Consider the following 15,769-nt stretch of genomic DNA (forward strand, 5'->3'; position numbering starts at 1 on the left):
CAATTACGGCAGGCACGAATCGGGTTAGTTACAAGAGTATCGAACGATTAAATATCTCAGGTACATTCTTAAATGACAACATTGTGGGGAACGATGGCAACGATACGCTATCTGGAGGCGATGGTGGCAATGATACGATCGATGGGGGGATAGGTGACGATTTATTGACCGTGCGTTTTGGCGATCCTGGTGGTGGAATCAATTCAACTTTCAATGCCACTACTAACATTGGCTCAATTACGGCAGGCACGAATCGGGTTAGTTACAAGAGTATCGAACGATTAAATATCTCAGGTACATTCTTAAATGACAACATTGTGGGGAACGATAGCAACGATACGCTATCTGGGGGCGATGGTGGCAATGATACGATCAATGGGGGGATAGGTGAAGATTTACTGACCGTGCGTTTCGGCAATCCTACTAGAGGAATCACAACGACATTCAATGCTACTACTAACATTGGCTTGATTACGGCAGGCACAGAAGATCGGGTTAGTTACAAGAATATCGAACAATTAAATATCTCAGGTACATCCTTAAATGACAATATTGTGGGGAGCAATGGCAACGATACGCTCTCTGCGGGCGATGAACTGTATAGCAATTATGGTGGCAATGACACTCTCAACGGCGGTGCGGGTAACGATTACTTAAGCGCTAAGTTTTCAGATGGTAATAACCTGGTGGATGGTGGTGATGGCAATGATACTCTTTTTGCCTATGGCGAGTACAATGACTACCAAGGTAATTTCTCTCTCTTTGCTATCTCTGGGAATAACACCTTCAATGGTGGCGCTGGCGATGATAACTTAGTTATTAACTATTCATCAGGTAATAACCTACTGAATGGGGACAATGGCAATGATACTCTCACAGTTTCTGGTTCAGCCTCCTTATACTCCTTATATGAAGTTTATACTGTCTCTGGCAATAACACGCTTAACGGTGGTGCTGGTAACGATCGCTTGATTGTTGATTATTCATTAGGTGCTAATCTCCTCTCTGGTGGTGATGGTAATGATACTCTTACAGCCTCTGGTGCCTCTGGTAATAATGCACTCATTGGTGGTAATGGCAACGACTATCTGACAGGTGGGAATGGCAATGATAGCCTAGTTGGAGGAACTGGTCCTGATACCTTTGCTTTCAATAGCTACAATGAAGGTGTTGACAGTATTTATAACTTTAATGCCACTAATGAAATCATTCAGGTATCGGCTGCTAGTTTTGGTGGCGGGTTATCAATAGGTACACTTGAGACAAGTCAGTTTACCATCGGAACATCTGCAACTGCGATCGCTCAACGATTTATCTACAACAGTGCTACAGGTGGACTATTCTTTGACCAAGATGGCAGTGCGTCTGGGTTTACTCAGGTAAAATTTGCCCAACTATCAGCAGGATTGTCGCTAACTGAAAACAATTTTGTGTTAGTTTAATCATAATTAGCATTCTGCGATTATTCCAAGTATGGGTTGCGAGGTGCTATTTTAGGCACTTCGCAAACGATAGCGATCAATACAAGTTATTTTGCTCTGCGATCGCCATTTTGTTGAGTCATCAGATGTTGCACTATTGCCTTCTAGCCATTTAAAGACGAACTGCCGCGATCGCGTCTGCTAACTTTTACCTACGATACTTTCACTAATCTCAGGCGATCCCTTTTAATTGGCGATCGTAATTCTCACGAGATTTATCTGCTGTTTTATTCCTCAATCAACTCAAAATTCACTCGTTCGTAAATATCACGCAAGGCAATTTGAAAGTCGATAGAATCTAAGACTAAAACTGCATCTTCACCTTCATATTCCTTAAAAATCCATTGACCTTCTGCTTGCTTTGCAAATTGTTCTACAGCAAAACTATACTGGTCAATCATAATATATTCCTGAAAACCATGAATTGAACGATAATATTTAAACTTATCTGTTTTGTCATAATTTTTAGTTGAATTTGATAAGACTTCAACAATTAATAAGGGATTAGTAATAGTTGTTGTACCAGTTCCCTCATAAATGGGCTTACCTTTAATGACTATAATATCAGGATAAGTATAGAGGCGATAACGGGGTATTGATAATTTCACATCGCCTATGTAAATCTCATAATCTTGTCCTTGCACAGTCAGAGGAAACTTTTTATAAAAATTACCTCCAATTTTGTTGTGGTTAGTTGTTCCCCCTGTCATAGGTATAATTTCTCCATCTCTGTATTCATTTTTATATTCAGCGTTCTCTTCTAATTCCAAATATTCTTCTGGGGTGTAGCGCTTTTCTGTTTGTAAAACCATATGAATTAACTCACCAAATGGGGGAATGGTTCTGTTATCAATAGCGTAACGTACCCGAAAGATAGCGAAAATAAATATTTTTGTTATACAAATACGGTTGCAGACAATGTAACAATAGCGATCGCAAGCCAATACTTTTAGCCATACCCACCAGTGAACGCCCCTACCAACATCTCTGCACAAACTCAGAATCGCAAAGCCGATCACATTCGGATCTGTTTAGAAGAAGATGTTCAGTCTCATCAAATCACCAATGGACTGGAACGTTATCGTTTTACCCATTCTTGCTTACCCGAAGTCAACCACAATGATATTGATATCAGTACAACTTTCTTAGGGAAACACCTTGGCGCACCCTTGTTAATTTCTTCCATGACTGGCGGAACAGAACAAGCCGCAATGATTAACCAACGTTTGGCGCAAGTCGCGCAACACTACAAAATTGCAATGGGTGTCGGTTCTCAGCGGGTAGCGGTGGAAAAACCCCAGGTGGCTGATACTTTTGCTGTCCGCAAGTATGCCCCTGACGTTCTGCTATTTGCAAACTTGGGGGCTGTGCAACTTAACTATAAGTACGGTTTGGATGAATGTTTGCGCGTAGTTGATATTTTAGAAGCTGATGCCTTGATTTTACACATTAACCCTTTACAAGAGTGCATTCAACCCAAAGGCGATACTAATTTTCGAGGTTTGCTTGACAAGATATCTGATTTATGCAATAAAATGCCAGTGCCAGTAATTGCGAAAGAAGTTGGTAACGGCATTTCAGCAGCGATCGCTAACAAACTCATTGCCGCCGGAGTAGCAGCAATTGATGTCGCAGGTGCGGGAGGTACTTCTTGGGCAAAGGTGGAAAGCGAACGGGCAGAAAATCCTTTACAACGCCGCTTAGGGATGACTTTTGCCGATTGGGGTTTACCGACGGCAGAGTGCATTACAACTATTAGAGCGATCGCCAAAGATGTGCCTTTAATTGCTTCAGGAGGTTTGCGGCATGGATTGGATGTTGCAGCTGCGATCGCTTTGGGAGCAGATATAGCTGGTTTAGCAATGCCTTTCTTACAAGCAGCAGCAACATCAGAAACAGCAGTTGCGGAACTCGCTGAGGTATTAATCGCTGAAATCACCACAGTCTTATTTTGTACTGGCAATGCTACCTTGTATCAGTTAAAGCACTCTGGCAGTTTACAGCGCATAGAATAGGTAAATAGGTCATTTGTCATTTGTAAATGCCCAATGCTCCTCAAGGGTGTTGAGTAATGAGTAATGAGTAATGAGTAATGAGTGGGGAATCTCACTTTTTTACTTGGAACTGGCTCAATGCCCCGCTACCGCTAACGAAACTGTTTTACCCAATAACTAATAACTAAATAACTAATGCGTAATTTTATCAAACAAACTTTTGCTAGTTTAGTTGGCACTTTACTAGGACTAATTATTTTCGCTGGTTTGGGAACCACTGGACTGTTCTTGCTGATATTGGCTGCTAGCTCGTCTAAAGATACTGGGCCAAATGTGAAAAATAAGTCAGTGTTGGTTTTTGACTTGTCAATGAAAATTACTGATGGCGAACCTAGTTCCGGCCAACTGTTTCAAAACACAATATCAGGTGTTGATGAAGATAGAATGGCACTCCGCAAAGTTGTGGAAACTTTGGAAAAGGCGCGGCGCGATCCTCGCATTGTCGGAATCTATATAGATGCAACAAATGCCAGCCAAGCTGGTAACGTCGGTTATGCCTCCCTGAAAGAAATTCGGAAAGCGCTGGAAGAGTTTCGCGCTGCGGGGAAAAAGATTGTGGCATACGGCAGTGATTGGAGTGAAAAGGAATATTACGTTAGTTCAGTGGCAGATTCCATTGTCCTTAATCCTCTGGGAATGATGGAAGTCAACGGTTTGAGTTCACAACCAATGTTCTTAGCGGGAGCATTACAGAAGTATGGCATTGGCGTTCAAGTCGTGCGAGTCGGGAAATTTAAAGGAGCCGTTGAACCATTTATTCTCAACAAATTGAGTCCAGAAAACCGCGAACAAACTCAGAAATTGTTGGATGATGTTTGGGGAGAGTGGCGTACTGCTATAGGCGCAAGTCGGAAAATTGAACCCAATAAGTTGCAAGCGATCGCAGATAATCAGTCTTTACTAGAAGCCACACAAGCCAAAACTAACGGTTTAGTCGATTTAGTACAATACCCCGATGAAGTTGTCGCTGACTTGAAAAAGTTGACAAATAGCGATAAAGAAGACAAAACATTCCGACAAATTAGCCTGAATAGCTACGCACAAGTTTCTGGTAAATCTTTGGGTGTAGAACGTAACTCCAAAAATCAAATTGCCGTTGTTTATGCTGAGGGCGAGATTGTCGATGGTAAAGGAGAAGATGGGCAAGTAGGAGGCGATCGCTTTGCGAAAATCTTCAACAAGCTGCGACAAGATAAAGATGTGAAGGCTGTTGTATTACGAATTAATAGTCCTGGTGGTAGCGCTACCGCAGCTGAAGTCATGCAGCGAGAAGTGAAACTAACTCGTGAGGTAAAACCAGTTGTGGTATCAATGGGTGATGTCGCCGCATCTGGTGGTTATTGGATTGCTAGCGACTCTAATCGCATTTTTGCAGAACCAAATACCATTACAGGTTCCATAGGGGTGTTTGGACTCTTATTCAATGGAGAAAAGCTGGCTAATAATAATGGTATTACTTGGGATTCGGTGAAAACCGCACGCTATGCTGATAGTCAAACAGTTTCGCGTCCGAAATCGCCTCAAGAGTTAGAAATTTATCAGCGCAGTGTTAACCGGATTTATAATATGTTTCTGAATAAAGTTTCTCAAGGTCGGAAACTCCCAGAACAAAAAGTAGCAGAAATTGCCCAAGGAAGGGTTTGGTCGGGTGAGGCGGCCAAAGAAATTGGTTTGGTGGATGAAATTGGCGGTTTGAATACTGCGATCGCATACACTGTCAAGGAGGCGAAATTAGGAGACGATTGGGAAGTGCAAGAATATCCTCGCACTAGCAGTTTCGGAGAACGCTTTTTTGGGCGTGCAACAGAAGAGGCGCGGACTGCTTTCGGGATTGAGTCAGCGCAACTAAAATCAGCCAATCCCCTCACCGCTGAACTTCAGAAATTGCAACAGGAAGTAGAGATTCTGCAAAAGATGAACGATCCGCAAGGAGTTTACGCCCGCTTGCCTTTTAACTTGAAGATTGAGTAATTTTTTGTAGGGGTAACTCATGAATTGCCCCTACATTTTGTACTTAATACAATTAATTTTGCTCTAGAGATTAATGTTATAACCAGTGCTTTGGATACGTCCTTTCTGCTGCTAAATTATTAAAGATCACAGCGCATAGCACTAGAATCATCGATCCCTCAAAGGCAGGTGTTAGCAGAAATTGCCAGTCCGGTTTCGTCATCATAACGACTAATGCAACAGCACCTGAAGGTGGGTGTACAGTTCCGGTAAACTGCATAATTGCGATCGCACTAGAAACAGCCATTCCCATTGCCAAGGGAGAGGAACCGAAAAAATGCAGAATTATCAGACTCACTATAGCAGCTAAAAGATTACCCCCAATGACATTACGAGGTTGAGCCAAAGGGCTGTCAGGGACACCAAAGATCAAGACACTTGTAGCACCAAAAGGAGCCATCAGCAAAGGAGAATTAGTTTTGACAGCAAGGTAGGACGTTGCTGTGATGGCTAAAAAACTACCGATCCAACTCCAAAAAACATGCCGATGATGAGGTCTTTCTATTGGACAGGTTAGCGGACACGAGCGCCATCTACCAAAGGTTTTAAACCAATAATTTTGCCACTTCAACCGAACTTTTTTACTATCGATCATGAATCAACCACTCGATACTCATGACTCCTTGAATTGACTGAGCAAGGCTTTGCTTAAGTTACAATAACATGACATTTAGGAAAAAAATCTCTAAAAAGTATCTAAATACACAGATTTTTTTGTTTTATTGCAGCCTTGCCTAAATAGGCTAATTTGAACAGCGAGGCGGATGAGTTGGCCTTGCCAAGGTCGTAATCAGGAGAACGCTTTTTTGGGCGGGCAACACAAGAAGCGCGGACTGCTTTCGGAATTAAGGGGACGCAACTCAAACAATCTAATCCCCTCGCCGCTGAATTTCAGAAATTACAACAGGAAGTAGAGATTCTGCAAAAGATGAACTATCCACAGGGGGTATACGCCCACTTGCCTTTCAACTTGAAGATTGAGTAGATATTTTTTTGAGCATCAGTGAGCAACAACTCACGCAATACTACGTCAAACTAGTTTTGAGGATTTGTAGTCAGGATTTTAGTCCTTGTTTTCTCAGGACTAAAGTCCTTGCTATGAAATTGTTTACCCATCACTTTAAACTTGACAGCTCATTACGGCGAGGCGCATGAGTTGGCCTCGCCAGCCATAAACCAGCTGACATTTTTTGCCTGGATGTGTAAAGTAGTTGAGAGTAAACTACAATTTCCAACCTTTGACAGAATTTTAGATTTGGATTTTACTGAAGCAGCCCGCTTAAATAGTGGCTCAAGTATGGAAAAATCTGAAATTTTTGATTTAAATCCAAGTGTATTTACATACCTATCCAATCTAAAGTCTAAAATACAAAATTGAGTAAAACATCCATCTATGGCTAGAAAAACACAACGTCTTTTGCTGCTAATTGTTTCTTGTAGTATCACTGGTGTAATTTTAGGAGGTACTGCTGGTTGGGCAGAAAGTAGTCTCTGCCTGGAAGACAGTAAGGTTACAAGTGAGTGCCTAACTCAAGATCCATTCCAAAAAACTATCCAAGGAATGAGTACTGGATTGTTAGCTGGGGCTGGGGCAGCTTTTGGTGCAGTCTGGCAGTTACGGAATGAAGATTGAGTATGAACTACTACTAACCCGAAACTTCGGGTTAGATTAGATTTTTGTACTAATTAGCCAGTGCCTACACTTTGACTGTCGCCCAGCATTAAAGTTATGTGGGTCAATTATCTTAATTTATATGGCTTTGGAAGAATACCGATCTATTAATGCACGAGCAGATTTCTGGTGTTGTTCAGCTAGATATTGAGGAGAGATAAACTGAGCATTGTCCATGAAGCGGTACACCCAGCGACAAAACTCCTCCAGCGATCGCTCAGGCAATCTCACAATATAATCTACGTAAGTAGGTTTGCCATGTGTCTTATTCATAAGTCTGGGTTAATCGCCTGGATTGGTGAACGAAATAATCAGCTAAAAGATTTTATACTTCAAATTAAAGAAGTAAATATGAAGGCAGTAGAGCATTTAAATACAAATTAAACCCGCATTTAGCTTGTGAAATAAGAGTTATGCCCCGATGTATACAGGGGCAATATTCCTATAAAAAATTAGACAACTACAGTATGAGGTCAGTTAAGCTTTTAGCAAGCTTTTTGATTCTATACTTAAATTTCATTGTATTATTCTAAGTGTTTAACAGGAATTGCTGTTAAATTTTCTAAACAACTAGCTACTTCTGTTCTATGACAGCGATTTGCATTCATTTCGGCACACAATATTAAAACATTACATTTCTGAGCAATTTCTGCAATTTCTTTTAAATCTTCATTGGCAGCTTCTTGATTTGCAGGAACCCAATTTTTATTGCCAGATGTATTACCTAATGCAGTTTTAGAAATGTACTTAATATTATTTTTTTCACAAACAATACTTATTCTATCCCCATACCATTGACGACTCCAAGCGCGTGTAATTGTTCTTACATCAATAACACATTCAATATTAAAACTTTTCAAATAATCTAAAAAAACGTCGTAGTTTTTACGGTTGCCGTATCCAAATGTAAGGATATATCTGCCTGAAATATCTGTAATATTCATCTTTCCTTACCTTTATCAACTAATTGCTTTTTGTTAACATTGGATAAAATATTCCAATAATCATAAAGCTGTTCTTGTGGTTTTTTAAGTTACCTACTATAAAGTATAAATCTTTTTTAACTAAAAATTCATCCTCTAGTTTTTGGCGTACTTTTTCTAAGGCTTCTTTTTCTTTATTTTCTTGAGTTGTTTCATTTGATCTGTCTCTACAATTTCTATATAACTGTTGGATTTCCCAATCGCTTATTGTACACCTATGTCTGTCATCATCTTTAGATAAAAACTCATAACCAAAGCTGTAAGGAATTTTATCTAACTGTACTGAAGGTTCAAACAAATCGCCCTGATCTAAAATAGCTTGTTGACGAGGACTCCACTCTCGCCCTGTTAGTTTATAAAAGTATTTTTTTATACTTTTTGGTTTAATAATTCCGAGCGACTTCCCTTGCTCTTTTATCTCTCGGATAGATTTAAATTCTAACGGAAGAACTAATGATTTTCGTTCTTCCCAGTTTTTCTTTGTATCAATTTTTCGCACTATTTGAATGGAAGAAGTATCTATCCGAAAACTCTCTTCTCTATAATCCTTATCATTTCTTTCTATATTTGCACTTATAATAGACCATCTAGGATACTGCCTATCAAAATCTAGTAGACGAAAACTAATAGGATAAATACGAATCCATTGCGTTGGTTTTTCATCATCATCTAGTAAAATTCCCGCTGTACATACAGTTTCCCTATATTTTCTACTAATTGAAGGGTACGTTTTGGTTGCAATTAAAATTTTTTTTCTTTCCATATTTAAAACAGATTTTATAGATAAGGCTGTTTGTAAGTTATCTGAGCTAATACTGGCTTAAGTATAGTATCCCAAATGTCATGCATTTTTATCAGGTGTCAAATCGTTGTAGGCTGTGGATCGTAGGGTCAACAGTCTGACAATGAAAATTAATCGACAAGGACGCGCCAAAGTTCTAACGCAGTCAGAGATACAGCTAATTTTTAGTCATGGCTTAGACAATGACCCCGATCCCGCTTTGTTCCGGCATAGTTCCAAAACCTGCAATGTATTTTTTTATTAATCAAAAGTAGTTATATTAAATACAAATATTTTGGGGTTTTTTATATGAAAGTTACTTTTAGCTTTGTACCGCCTGGTGGAGGAGAACAAGACTATTCTCTCGAATTCGACCTTCCAGCAATTCCACAACCAGGTGATTATATTAGAATAATGCGTGACGATAAAGAATTTGGGCATCCAGGAGAGGACTGTTTTATAGTTCGCAGGACATGGTGGTATCTTCAATATAGTGATAATGGTGGCAGAACACGAGAAATTGTAGTTGAAGCTGAATTTGCTGAAGGCCCTTACGATTCTGAATCACATAAAAGCAGTATACAAATGTATGCTAACCGTGGTAAAGAAGCAAAAACTTTAGATGCATCCACATACTAATTGAAGTTAAGACTCGCTTCTTATCTAAAAAGCTGACGTAATTATTAGTTGATAGCTATTAGCAATAACTCTTAAGTGGCGCGACTCTCAACGAGAGAATAGGGATCGTGGCGTAGTAGACTGTCCATAATAAGTCGCGTACACCGGACACTACCCCTGCGAATAAATGAGGTTGCCATCCCCAACTCGTCTACCCAACAAGCATTACATATCTAGAGAATACCTTACATCAACTGAGGTGCGATCTCTTTTGATTGGGGCGATTTATGACATTTCAGCATCTGCGTGTAAAGTTAGTTTTAAGCACCTCATGCCAATAAGAAAAAGACTGGAACTATGATAAAGCCTGCTGTTGAGTTTATTGCTCCTTTTATACATTTACAGCCAATGATTTCCATGCTTTCTGACAAGCCAATTGTCTAACTGTGCTAACACTTCGCTGCAACAGACTGAATCGATATCTGGGTTAGGATGCAAAGAAGTAAGCCTATGGGCGCATTTGCATTCTTGGTAGCTTATAGAGAATAATCACAAATAAAGCAGCTTTGGCATCTTTGTGCGAGAGAATAAATATAAAATATGGCGATCGCAATCGATTTTGGTACTAGCAACACAGTCATTGCTCGTTGGAACCCCGTAACCCAGCAGCCAGAAACCCTGACTCTACCAGGCTTATCAATTAAACAAAGTCTCAATCCGCCACTGATTCCCAGCTTGGTGTATGTTGAAGACGCAGCCCAAAATAAAGTCTTAGTCGGGCAACAAGTACGCGATCGCGGTTTTGACCTCAAGGGCGAAACGCGATTTTTCCGCAGTTTCAAACGCGGTATTGGTGCAGATATCCAAGGTTTTTTACCCGAATTAGATGGGCAAGTTGTTACCTTTGAACAAGTCGGGCAATGGTTCCTCACTCAAGTAATTGAACAGCTAGCACCTCTGGAAGGTGGGTTAGATTCTCTGGTGTTAACCGTACCCGTAGACAGTTTTGAAGCCTATCGTCATTGGTTGGGAGCAGTATGTCAAAGCCTCCCTGTCGAACAAGTGCGAATGCTGGATGAACCCACAGCAGCCGCCTTGGGTTATGGTTTGGCAGATCGAGAAAATCTTTTGGTGATTGACTTCGGCGGTGGAACTTTGGATTTGTCCCTTGTTCGGTTGGATCAAAGCGTGCAAGCAAGTACAAAGCCCTTGGGGTTTCTCCTCAAATGGGGTAATAAGTCTTTGGCTGAAGATTCAAAACAAAAAGTCAAAACTGCCCGTGTCCTGGCGAAAGCTGGGCAAAATCTGGGTGGTACCGATATTGATAATTGGTTGGTAGATTACTTCGCTAAAACTCAAGAGTTGGCGGTAAGTCCGTTGACAACAAGATTGGCAGAACGGGTAAAAATTCAGCTATCAACCCAAAATCAAGCTAGTGAAGTTTATTTTGATGATGAAACATTTGAAAGCTATGAACTGGAACTAAACCGCGATACTTTTGATAATATCCTCAAAGAACACGCATTTTTTGAGTTATTGGATGAGTCGATGACAACACTGTTGCAGCAAGCAAAACGCCAAGGAATAGAACTTCCAGATATTAATGCAGTTTTGTTAGTTGGTGGGACAGTGCAATTGCCAGCAGTGCAGACATGGATCAAACAGTATTTTGAGCCAGAAAAAATCCGTTGCGAACGTCCATTTGAAGCGATCGCTCAAGGTGCATTACAGTTAGCACAAGGGATACAAATCAAAGACTTTCTGTACCATAGTTATGGTATCCGCTACTGGGATCGCCGCAATCAGCGTCACAAATGGCATTCTTTAATTAAAGCTGGACAGGCATATCCAATGAGTCAAGCAGTGGAATTAGTCTTAGGCGCTTCTGTAGAAAATCAACCCAGTATTGAACTAATTATGGGAGAATTGGGAGCAGATACAGGTAGTACTGAAGTTTATTTTGATGGCGATCGCTTAATTACGCGCCGTATGGACAATAGTGAAACCAGCGTCAAACCCCTCAACGATCGAGAAGGTGCGAAGACAATTGCCCAACTGACACCAGCCGGATATCCTGGAAGCGATCGTATCAAGATTCTCTTTCAAGTTGATGAGCAACGCTTTTTGCGAATCACCGTTGAGGATTTGTTAACTAATGACACGCTGTTGGAGAATCAACTTGTGGCACAGTTGAGTTAATTAACTAAAAGGATTTAAAAGTGGGATACCGCAGCCATCGAAATCTCGGATGTTGCGCGTTACTACTGGAGTTTGGACTAATTTGGATTCAACCAGCAATTAAGAGAACAGCAAGACAAAGTTACCCGACTTCCAGGAGAAAGTGAGTCAAGTTGAATCATGAGAAAATCAGCCGAAACTAAGCAGCAGTTGAGTCAGCTTTGTTAAGTGATTCTTCGGCTTTAGCTTTTCTAGATGCGCGTTTTTTGACAGTGGGATAAGTTGGTTATTCATAATCATGTCTATATATAGACATGATTTATATCTATATTTGCTATTCGCCAGAGAGCGATGTCTACGATGGGCTATTTGGCGCCGCACCTTATCATTCCAGGCGAGTTATTTCTAACCACCCATCTTTAACCATCCAAAAACTTGATTGACGGTTAGTGCAAGTTGAATTTCTGGTAATACAGGCAAAAAATCTTCTCCCTGGAGTAATACTGGTTGTTGGCCCGAACGGAAAACCAAAATTGAGCGATCTGTTGGATCGATTAACCATCCTAATCGGCAACCATGTTGTAAGCAGTAAAGGATGTTGCCAATTACTCGGTTTGAACTCTGTTCTGGAGAGAGGATTTCAATTGTCCAATCTGGCCACAACAAAAAATCGTTGGGAACTTCCCCATCAACATCAAATGGAATTCGTAACCAGTTAAAAACTGCTACATCAGGCACAATTGAGCGGATACCAAAGCTACAACGCAACTCTGGAAATGCATAAGCAATTTTTTGGCTTTCTGTTACTTCGTTAATAGTATTACAGAGTCTTAGCTGCAATCGACTATGCTTCCCTTTCGGCATTGGCTTAGGAATAATCTCACCGTTAATATATTCATTTGCAGGCTTTGTTTCTGGGAGCTTCAGAAACTCATCCAGGGTAAGTAGTTGAGTAGTTGGGTAGCTCATAGCTCCTAAATCCCTCGAAGATGTGTTTTTAGTCTAGCAGTGATGTAGGGTGCGTTACATTCGGTAAACGCACCTGTCAAAGGCAGAATTGCAACTCTTAATTACGTTAGCGCAGCGTTAGCGAGACCTTGAGCGTCATTACGTAGCTTGCTTCTCGTCAGAGGCGAGTATTACGAATTATTTCCGCACCACTACTAAAGTTCCCGTTGAAGCCCATCTGTAAAGATTACGAGCTTGCTTAACAGGTAAATTTACGCAACCGTGACTGACTGGAGTCCCAAAACGGTTGTGCCAATAAGCACCGTGAATGGCATAACCTTTGTAGAAATACATTGTGTAAGGAACGTCAGGAATGTTGTAGCCTCTGCCTCGCATCCGGTGAGTTCGATATTTAGAATTAATCCGAAATCTACCTATGGGTGTAGGAGTTGCTCGCTTCCCTCCAGAAATGCGATATGAATGAACAAGTTTATTGCCTTCCCATGCACGTAAACGTTGCTCTGACAAATCAATTTCAATCCAGCGAGGTTGGCTAATATTATTAGATACAGTAATGCTGTTATCATCGACTGAAGTAGCTGTTGCTGTAGTCGAGTTGGGTGTACCTGTTAACGGTGATGACCAAGAGAATAAAGTCACCGCTATCAGTGCCACGCCTGTACAAAAAGTTCCTGAAGAACGAATCGCACCACGGCGAATCCAAGTTTGCATTATGCCTCACCTTTTAAACTACGCAAAAATTATGAAATGAAGTAATTTTCTGGAAAACTACAAATTTCCAGAGTGACTACTTGTTTTCTGTGGAGGATTTACGCAATTCATCCGCTAAGGCTTCTCAAGACAAGTCCTAAGCTAATCCGCATTCAATTGGTACATTTGTCATTTGTCCTTAATTAAATGATGAGTCTTAACCAATGACCAATCAGTAATTACAAAGGACAACCTTTACAAAAAATCTGTCATTTAAATGTCTAAATGCAAACTTTCCCCGAAGTATATTTGTATTTGTAATTTCACACAGGAATTGTCAGGATTTCCGCTTATTTTTCAGGCAAATCTTTAATGCCCTTTTCTATATTTTATTGCAATTTCAGTAATTCCGACTCCGAAGATTCCCAGCATAAAATATTGCTGGGAATCACTTAATTGTCTTGATTTGTTGTTATTTATAATTTTACCTAAATTGCCTTTTGGCTGTTCACCGACTATTGATGAATGACTATTGGTGTCCCTACAGATGCCCACTCAAATAGCCATTTTGCATGTTTAGGTGCGATATTCACACAGCCGTGGCTCACCGGAGTACCAAATCTCTTATGCCAGTAAGCTCCGTGAATAGCGTAATTACCTTGGTAAAACATCGCATAAGGAACGTTGGGAACATTGTAGTTTTCTCCCTGCATCCGCGTAGTTTTAAACTTGGATTGAACCTTAAAAGTACCGACAAGAGTAGGAGTGGCTTTTTTACCAGAAGAAATAGCACTTCCATAAACAACTTTGTCACCTTGCCAAGCTATTAATCTTTGCTTGGAAAGATCAATTTGAATCCAGCGCTGATTTGATTGTTGTAATGTCTGGATTTTTTGTGCAATCACTTGAGTTTTGGAATTCGCCCAAACTTCACTGGTTCCAGTAGTAGTAAAAACACTTAGGGACAGTACTGTACCAGTGAGGATTATTTGTAAGCGACGCACCCAGTCAGTAGAAATTTGTCTTTTCATTTTAGATACACTCACACTCAAATCATGGGGTCTTGAGAAACTTATCAGGTTTCACCTTTATTTCCCTATCTATTACTTTAATAGACGTGAATTTTGATGATTTGATTCTAAGTTAACCTAACTGTTGCATTAGGTTTTTTGCCTGAGTTGCGATCGCTGACCAATTTCCCTCTATGACAAGCTTTTTAGGAAATAATTCCCCGCTCAAACCGACAGCGATCGCTCCGGCTTGCAAAAATTCTTTGGCATTTTCGAGAGTCACGCCGCCAGTAGGAATTAAGGGAATCTGACCTAGTGGCCCTTGCAAACTTTTGATATAATCAGCTCCTCCCACTGCCTGCACGGGAAATACTTTTACACAACTAGCGCCTTGACTCCAAGCGGTAACAATTTCTGTAGGAGTCATAGCTCCTGGTATGATAGGGACATTTTTTTCTTGTGCTGCTTGAATCATTGCCGAATCGACGTGGGGTGTAAAGAGGAATTGCGCCCCAGATGCGATCGCTTCTTCTAGCTGCTGCACATTGAATAGCGTACCAGTGCCAATGATACAGGCTGGTAATTCCGAACGTAGTTGACTGATTAATTCCCCAGCGCGATCGCTATTCCAGGTAATCTCAATTAGCTGCATTCCCCCAGATGCTACAGCCATTGCCATTTGCTGTCCCAATTCGATTTGGGGGGCGCGGATGACTGCGATCGCTCGGTGTTTTTCCAACTGTGATAACCAAATTTGATTAGGCATTTTAACTGGGAATTGGGGACTGGGAGTAGGGACTGGGACTAGAGAATAGTTTTCAATCTAGTAAATACCTAATTTTTAATACTAATGCTCAATCCCCGATTCATAATCCCCTTAAAACTTGCTTCTTGCATTAAGCTATGAGATATTAGATATAAATAACAGTAAATCTATCGTATTGCCGTAGTTTAAGATTAAATACCTTAGCATTTGGGTTTAAAGGAGTAATTAAAATGACAATTGCACGACAAAACACAGCAGCATCTTTAGCAATCACCATTCACGATTCCGAAAGCGTCGATATAGCTAGCTTATGGAAGCTGGTGCGACTAGGTGCAAATGGATTTTGGTGGCGCACCAAGTCATATACAACGATTCTGGGCGTCATGCTGCTGACTTTAGTAAGTCTGATTTTCATAAGTATGCATTGGTCTTACGGCAGACTGTTCCCATCGATCAGCCATCGAGTCATCGGCAGCGATCGTGGGATAAGCGATTAAAAATTAAAAGCCATATATGAGGTTGGTAGAGATAGACGATCGTCTCAATTATCTGATTTT

18 protein-coding genes and 1 pseudogene are annotated in these 15,769 nt (G+C 40.7%); 10 read left to right on the forward strand and 9 right to left on the reverse strand.

What is annotated here, in order from left to right; all coding sequences use genetic code 11:
* Nucleotides 1-1,442: beta strand repeat-containing protein (locus tag V7K84_RS31535; protein ID WP_334844097.1), on the forward strand; the 1,442-nt coding region annotated here is incomplete at its 5' end.
* A gap of 266 nt (nt 1,443-1,708) precedes the next feature.
* Here the strand turns inward: V7K84_RS31535 and V7K84_RS31540 are convergent.
* Nucleotides 1,709-2,293 (reverse strand): Uma2 family endonuclease, encoded by a 585-nt coding sequence (locus V7K84_RS31540; RefSeq protein WP_334844099.1) that lies wholly within the window; start codon nt 2,291-2,293, stop codon nt 1,709-1,711.
* A gap of 153 nt (nt 2,294-2,446) precedes the next feature.
* On the opposite strand from V7K84_RS31540, the gene fni reads away from it, so the two are divergent.
* Both fni and sppA read left to right on the forward strand, forming a co-directional pair.
* On the forward strand, nt 2,447-3,496 hold the full coding sequence (gene fni, locus V7K84_RS31545; RefSeq protein ID WP_334844100.1) for a type 2 isopentenyl-diphosphate Delta-isomerase: 1,050 nt from the start codon (nt 2,447-2,449) through the stop codon (nt 3,494-3,496).
* Nucleotides 3,497-3,670: 174 nt separating this feature from the next.
* On the forward strand, nt 3,671-5,506 hold the full coding sequence (gene sppA, locus V7K84_RS31550) for a signal peptide peptidase SppA (protein ID WP_334844102.1): 1,836 nt from the start codon (nt 3,671-3,673) through the stop codon (nt 5,504-5,506).
* Nucleotides 5,507-5,582: 76 nt separating this feature from the next.
* Here the strand turns inward: sppA and V7K84_RS31555 are convergent, their stop codons facing one another.
* On the reverse strand, nt 5,583-6,140 hold the full coding sequence (locus V7K84_RS31555; RefSeq protein ID WP_289799537.1) for an HPP family protein: 558 nt from the start codon (nt 6,138-6,140) through the stop codon (nt 5,583-5,585).
* Nucleotides 6,141-6,341: 201 nt separating this feature from the next.
* On the opposite strand from V7K84_RS31555, the pseudogene V7K84_RS31560 reads away from it, so the two are divergent.
* The 3 genes and pseudogenes from V7K84_RS31560 to V7K84_RS31570 all read left to right on the forward strand — a co-directional run.
* Nucleotides 6,342-6,530 (forward strand): annotated as a pseudogene (locus V7K84_RS31560) (signal peptide peptidase SppA); the annotation flags it as partial.
* A 141-nt stretch (nt 6,531-6,671) separates the two neighbouring features.
* Entirely contained in the window at nt 6,672-6,923 is a 252-nt protein-coding gene (locus tag V7K84_RS31565; RefSeq protein ID WP_334844105.1) for a hypothetical protein, read from the forward strand.
* A gap of 15 nt (nt 6,924-6,938) precedes the next feature.
* Nucleotides 6,939-7,178 carry a hypothetical protein gene (locus tag V7K84_RS31570; protein WP_104909601.1) on the forward strand — a complete coding sequence of 80 codons (240 nt, stop codon included), beginning with the start codon at nt 6,939-6,941 and terminating at the stop codon, nt 7,176-7,178.
* 117 nt (nt 7,179-7,295) lie between these two features.
* Here V7K84_RS31570 and V7K84_RS31575 read toward each other — a convergent pair whose 3' ends face one another.
* The 3 genes from V7K84_RS31575 to V7K84_RS31585 all read right to left on the reverse strand — a co-directional run bounded on the left by V7K84_RS31575 (nt 7,296) and on the right by V7K84_RS31585 (nt 8,963).
* Nucleotides 7,296-7,490, reverse strand: coding sequence for a WYL domain-containing protein (locus V7K84_RS31575; RefSeq protein ID WP_334844107.1), 195 nt, complete (start codon nt 7,488-7,490; stop codon nt 7,296-7,298).
* Between the two features lie 251 nt (nt 7,491-7,741).
* Complete coding sequence (locus tag V7K84_RS31580; RefSeq protein WP_334844109.1) at nt 7,742-8,161, reverse strand: DUF488 domain-containing protein; 420 nt, start codon at nt 8,159-8,161, stop codon at nt 7,742-7,744.
* Nucleotides 8,162-8,180: 19 nt separating this feature from the next.
* Nucleotides 8,181-8,963, reverse strand: coding sequence for a hypothetical protein (locus V7K84_RS31585; protein WP_334844111.1), 783 nt, complete (start codon nt 8,961-8,963; stop codon nt 8,181-8,183).
* Nucleotides 8,964-9,105: 142 nt separating this feature from the next.
* On the opposite strand from V7K84_RS31585, the gene V7K84_RS31590 reads away from it, so the two are divergent.
* The 3 genes from V7K84_RS31590 (at nt 9,106) to V7K84_RS31600 (ending at nt 11,798) form a co-directional block, all read left to right on the forward strand.
* On the forward strand, nt 9,106-9,246 hold the full coding sequence (locus V7K84_RS31590) for a hypothetical protein (RefSeq protein WP_334844112.1): 141 nt from the start codon (nt 9,106-9,108) through the stop codon (nt 9,244-9,246).
* Between the two features lie 44 nt (nt 9,247-9,290).
* On the forward strand, nt 9,291-9,620 hold the full coding sequence (locus V7K84_RS31595) for a hypothetical protein (protein ID WP_334844115.1): 330 nt from the start codon (nt 9,291-9,293) through the stop codon (nt 9,618-9,620).
* A 579-nt stretch (nt 9,621-10,199) separates the two neighbouring features.
* Nucleotides 10,200-11,798: an Hsp70 family protein gene (locus V7K84_RS31600; RefSeq protein WP_334844117.1), complete on the forward strand. Its 1,599-nt coding sequence runs from the start codon at nt 10,200-10,202 to the stop codon at nt 11,796-11,798.
* A gap of 384 nt (nt 11,799-12,182) precedes the next feature.
* Here the strand turns inward: V7K84_RS31600 and V7K84_RS31605 are convergent, their stop codons facing one another.
* From V7K84_RS31605 to V7K84_RS31620, 4 genes are all read right to left on the reverse strand, one after another.
* Nucleotides 12,183-12,746, reverse strand: coding sequence for a Uma2 family endonuclease (locus tag V7K84_RS31605; RefSeq protein ID WP_334844119.1), 564 nt, complete (start codon nt 12,744-12,746; stop codon nt 12,183-12,185).
* Nucleotides 12,747-12,923: 177 nt separating this feature from the next.
* Nucleotides 12,924-13,457, reverse strand: a complete 534-nt coding sequence (locus V7K84_RS31610) for a L,D-transpeptidase (RefSeq protein ID WP_334844120.1) — start codon at nt 13,455-13,457, stop codon at nt 12,924-12,926.
* A 494-nt stretch (nt 13,458-13,951) separates the two neighbouring features.
* On the reverse strand, nt 13,952-14,467 hold the full coding sequence (locus V7K84_RS31615) for a L,D-transpeptidase (protein ID WP_334844122.1): 516 nt from the start codon (nt 14,465-14,467) through the stop codon (nt 13,952-13,954).
* A 112-nt stretch (nt 14,468-14,579) separates the two neighbouring features.
* Nucleotides 14,580-15,212 carry a bifunctional 4-hydroxy-2-oxoglutarate aldolase/2-dehydro-3-deoxy-phosphogluconate aldolase gene (locus tag V7K84_RS31620; RefSeq protein WP_334844124.1) on the reverse strand — a complete coding sequence of 211 codons (633 nt, stop codon included), beginning with the start codon at nt 15,210-15,212 and terminating at the stop codon, nt 14,580-14,582.
* 230 nt (nt 15,213-15,442) lie between these two features.
* Between V7K84_RS31620 and V7K84_RS31625 the strand changes: the two genes are divergently transcribed.
* Nucleotides 15,443-15,709, forward strand: coding sequence for a hypothetical protein (locus V7K84_RS31625; protein WP_334844126.1), 267 nt, complete (start codon nt 15,443-15,445; stop codon nt 15,707-15,709).
* Nucleotides 15,710-15,769 lie beyond the last annotated feature (60 nt).

The sequence above is a fragment of the Nostoc sp. genome (assembly GCF_036917315.1).
Classification (GTDB): Bacteria; Cyanobacteriota; Cyanobacteriia; order Cyanobacteriales; family Nostocaceae; genus Nostoc.

Coding starts and splice junctions, on each gene's coding strand:
- V7K84_RS31610 (WP_334844120.1), bottom strand. CDS start 13,457: ATGCAAACTTGGATTCGCCGTGGTGCGATTCGTTCTTCAGGAACTTTT.
- V7K84_RS31555 (WP_289799537.1), bottom strand. CDS start 6,140: ATGATCGATAGTAAAAAAGTTCGGTTGAAGTGGCAAAATTATTGGTTT.
- V7K84_RS31615 (WP_334844122.1), bottom strand. CDS start 14,467: ATGAAAAGACAAATTTCTACTGACTGGGTGCGTCGCTTACAAATAATC.
- V7K84_RS31580 (WP_334844109.1), bottom strand. CDS start 8,161: ATGAATATTACAGATATTTCAGGCAGATATATCCTTACATTTGGATAC.
- V7K84_RS31570 (WP_104909601.1), top strand. CDS start 6,939: ATGGCTAGAAAAACACAACGTCTTTTGCTGCTAATTGTTTCTTGTAGT.
- V7K84_RS31585 (WP_334844111.1), bottom strand. CDS start 8,963: ATGGAAAGAAAAAAAATTTTAATTGCAACCAAAACGTACCCTTCAATT.
- V7K84_RS31605 (WP_334844119.1), bottom strand. CDS start 12,746: ATGAGCTACCCAACTACTCAACTACTTACCCTGGATGAGTTTCTGAAG.
- V7K84_RS31595 (WP_334844115.1), top strand. CDS start 9,291: ATGAAAGTTACTTTTAGCTTTGTACCGCCTGGTGGAGGAGAACAAGAC.
- sppA (WP_334844102.1), top strand. CDS start 3,671: ATGCGTAATTTTATCAAACAAACTTTTGCTAGTTTAGTTGGCACTTTA.
- V7K84_RS31540 (WP_334844099.1), bottom strand. CDS start 2,293: ATGGTTTTACAAACAGAAAAGCGCTACACCCCAGAAGAATATTTGGAA.
- V7K84_RS31620 (WP_334844124.1), bottom strand. CDS start 15,212: ATGCCTAATCAAATTTGGTTATCACAGTTGGAAAAACACCGAGCGATC.
- V7K84_RS31590 (WP_334844112.1), top strand. CDS start 9,106: ATGAAAATTAATCGACAAGGACGCGCCAAAGTTCTAACGCAGTCAGAG.
- V7K84_RS31575 (WP_334844107.1), bottom strand. CDS start 7,490: ATGAATAAGACACATGGCAAACCTACTTACGTAGATTATATTGTGAGA.
- V7K84_RS31600 (WP_334844117.1), top strand. CDS start 10,200: ATGGCGATCGCAATCGATTTTGGTACTAGCAACACAGTCATTGCTCGT.
- V7K84_RS31625 (WP_334844126.1), top strand. CDS start 15,443: ATGACAATTGCACGACAAAACACAGCAGCATCTTTAGCAATCACCATT.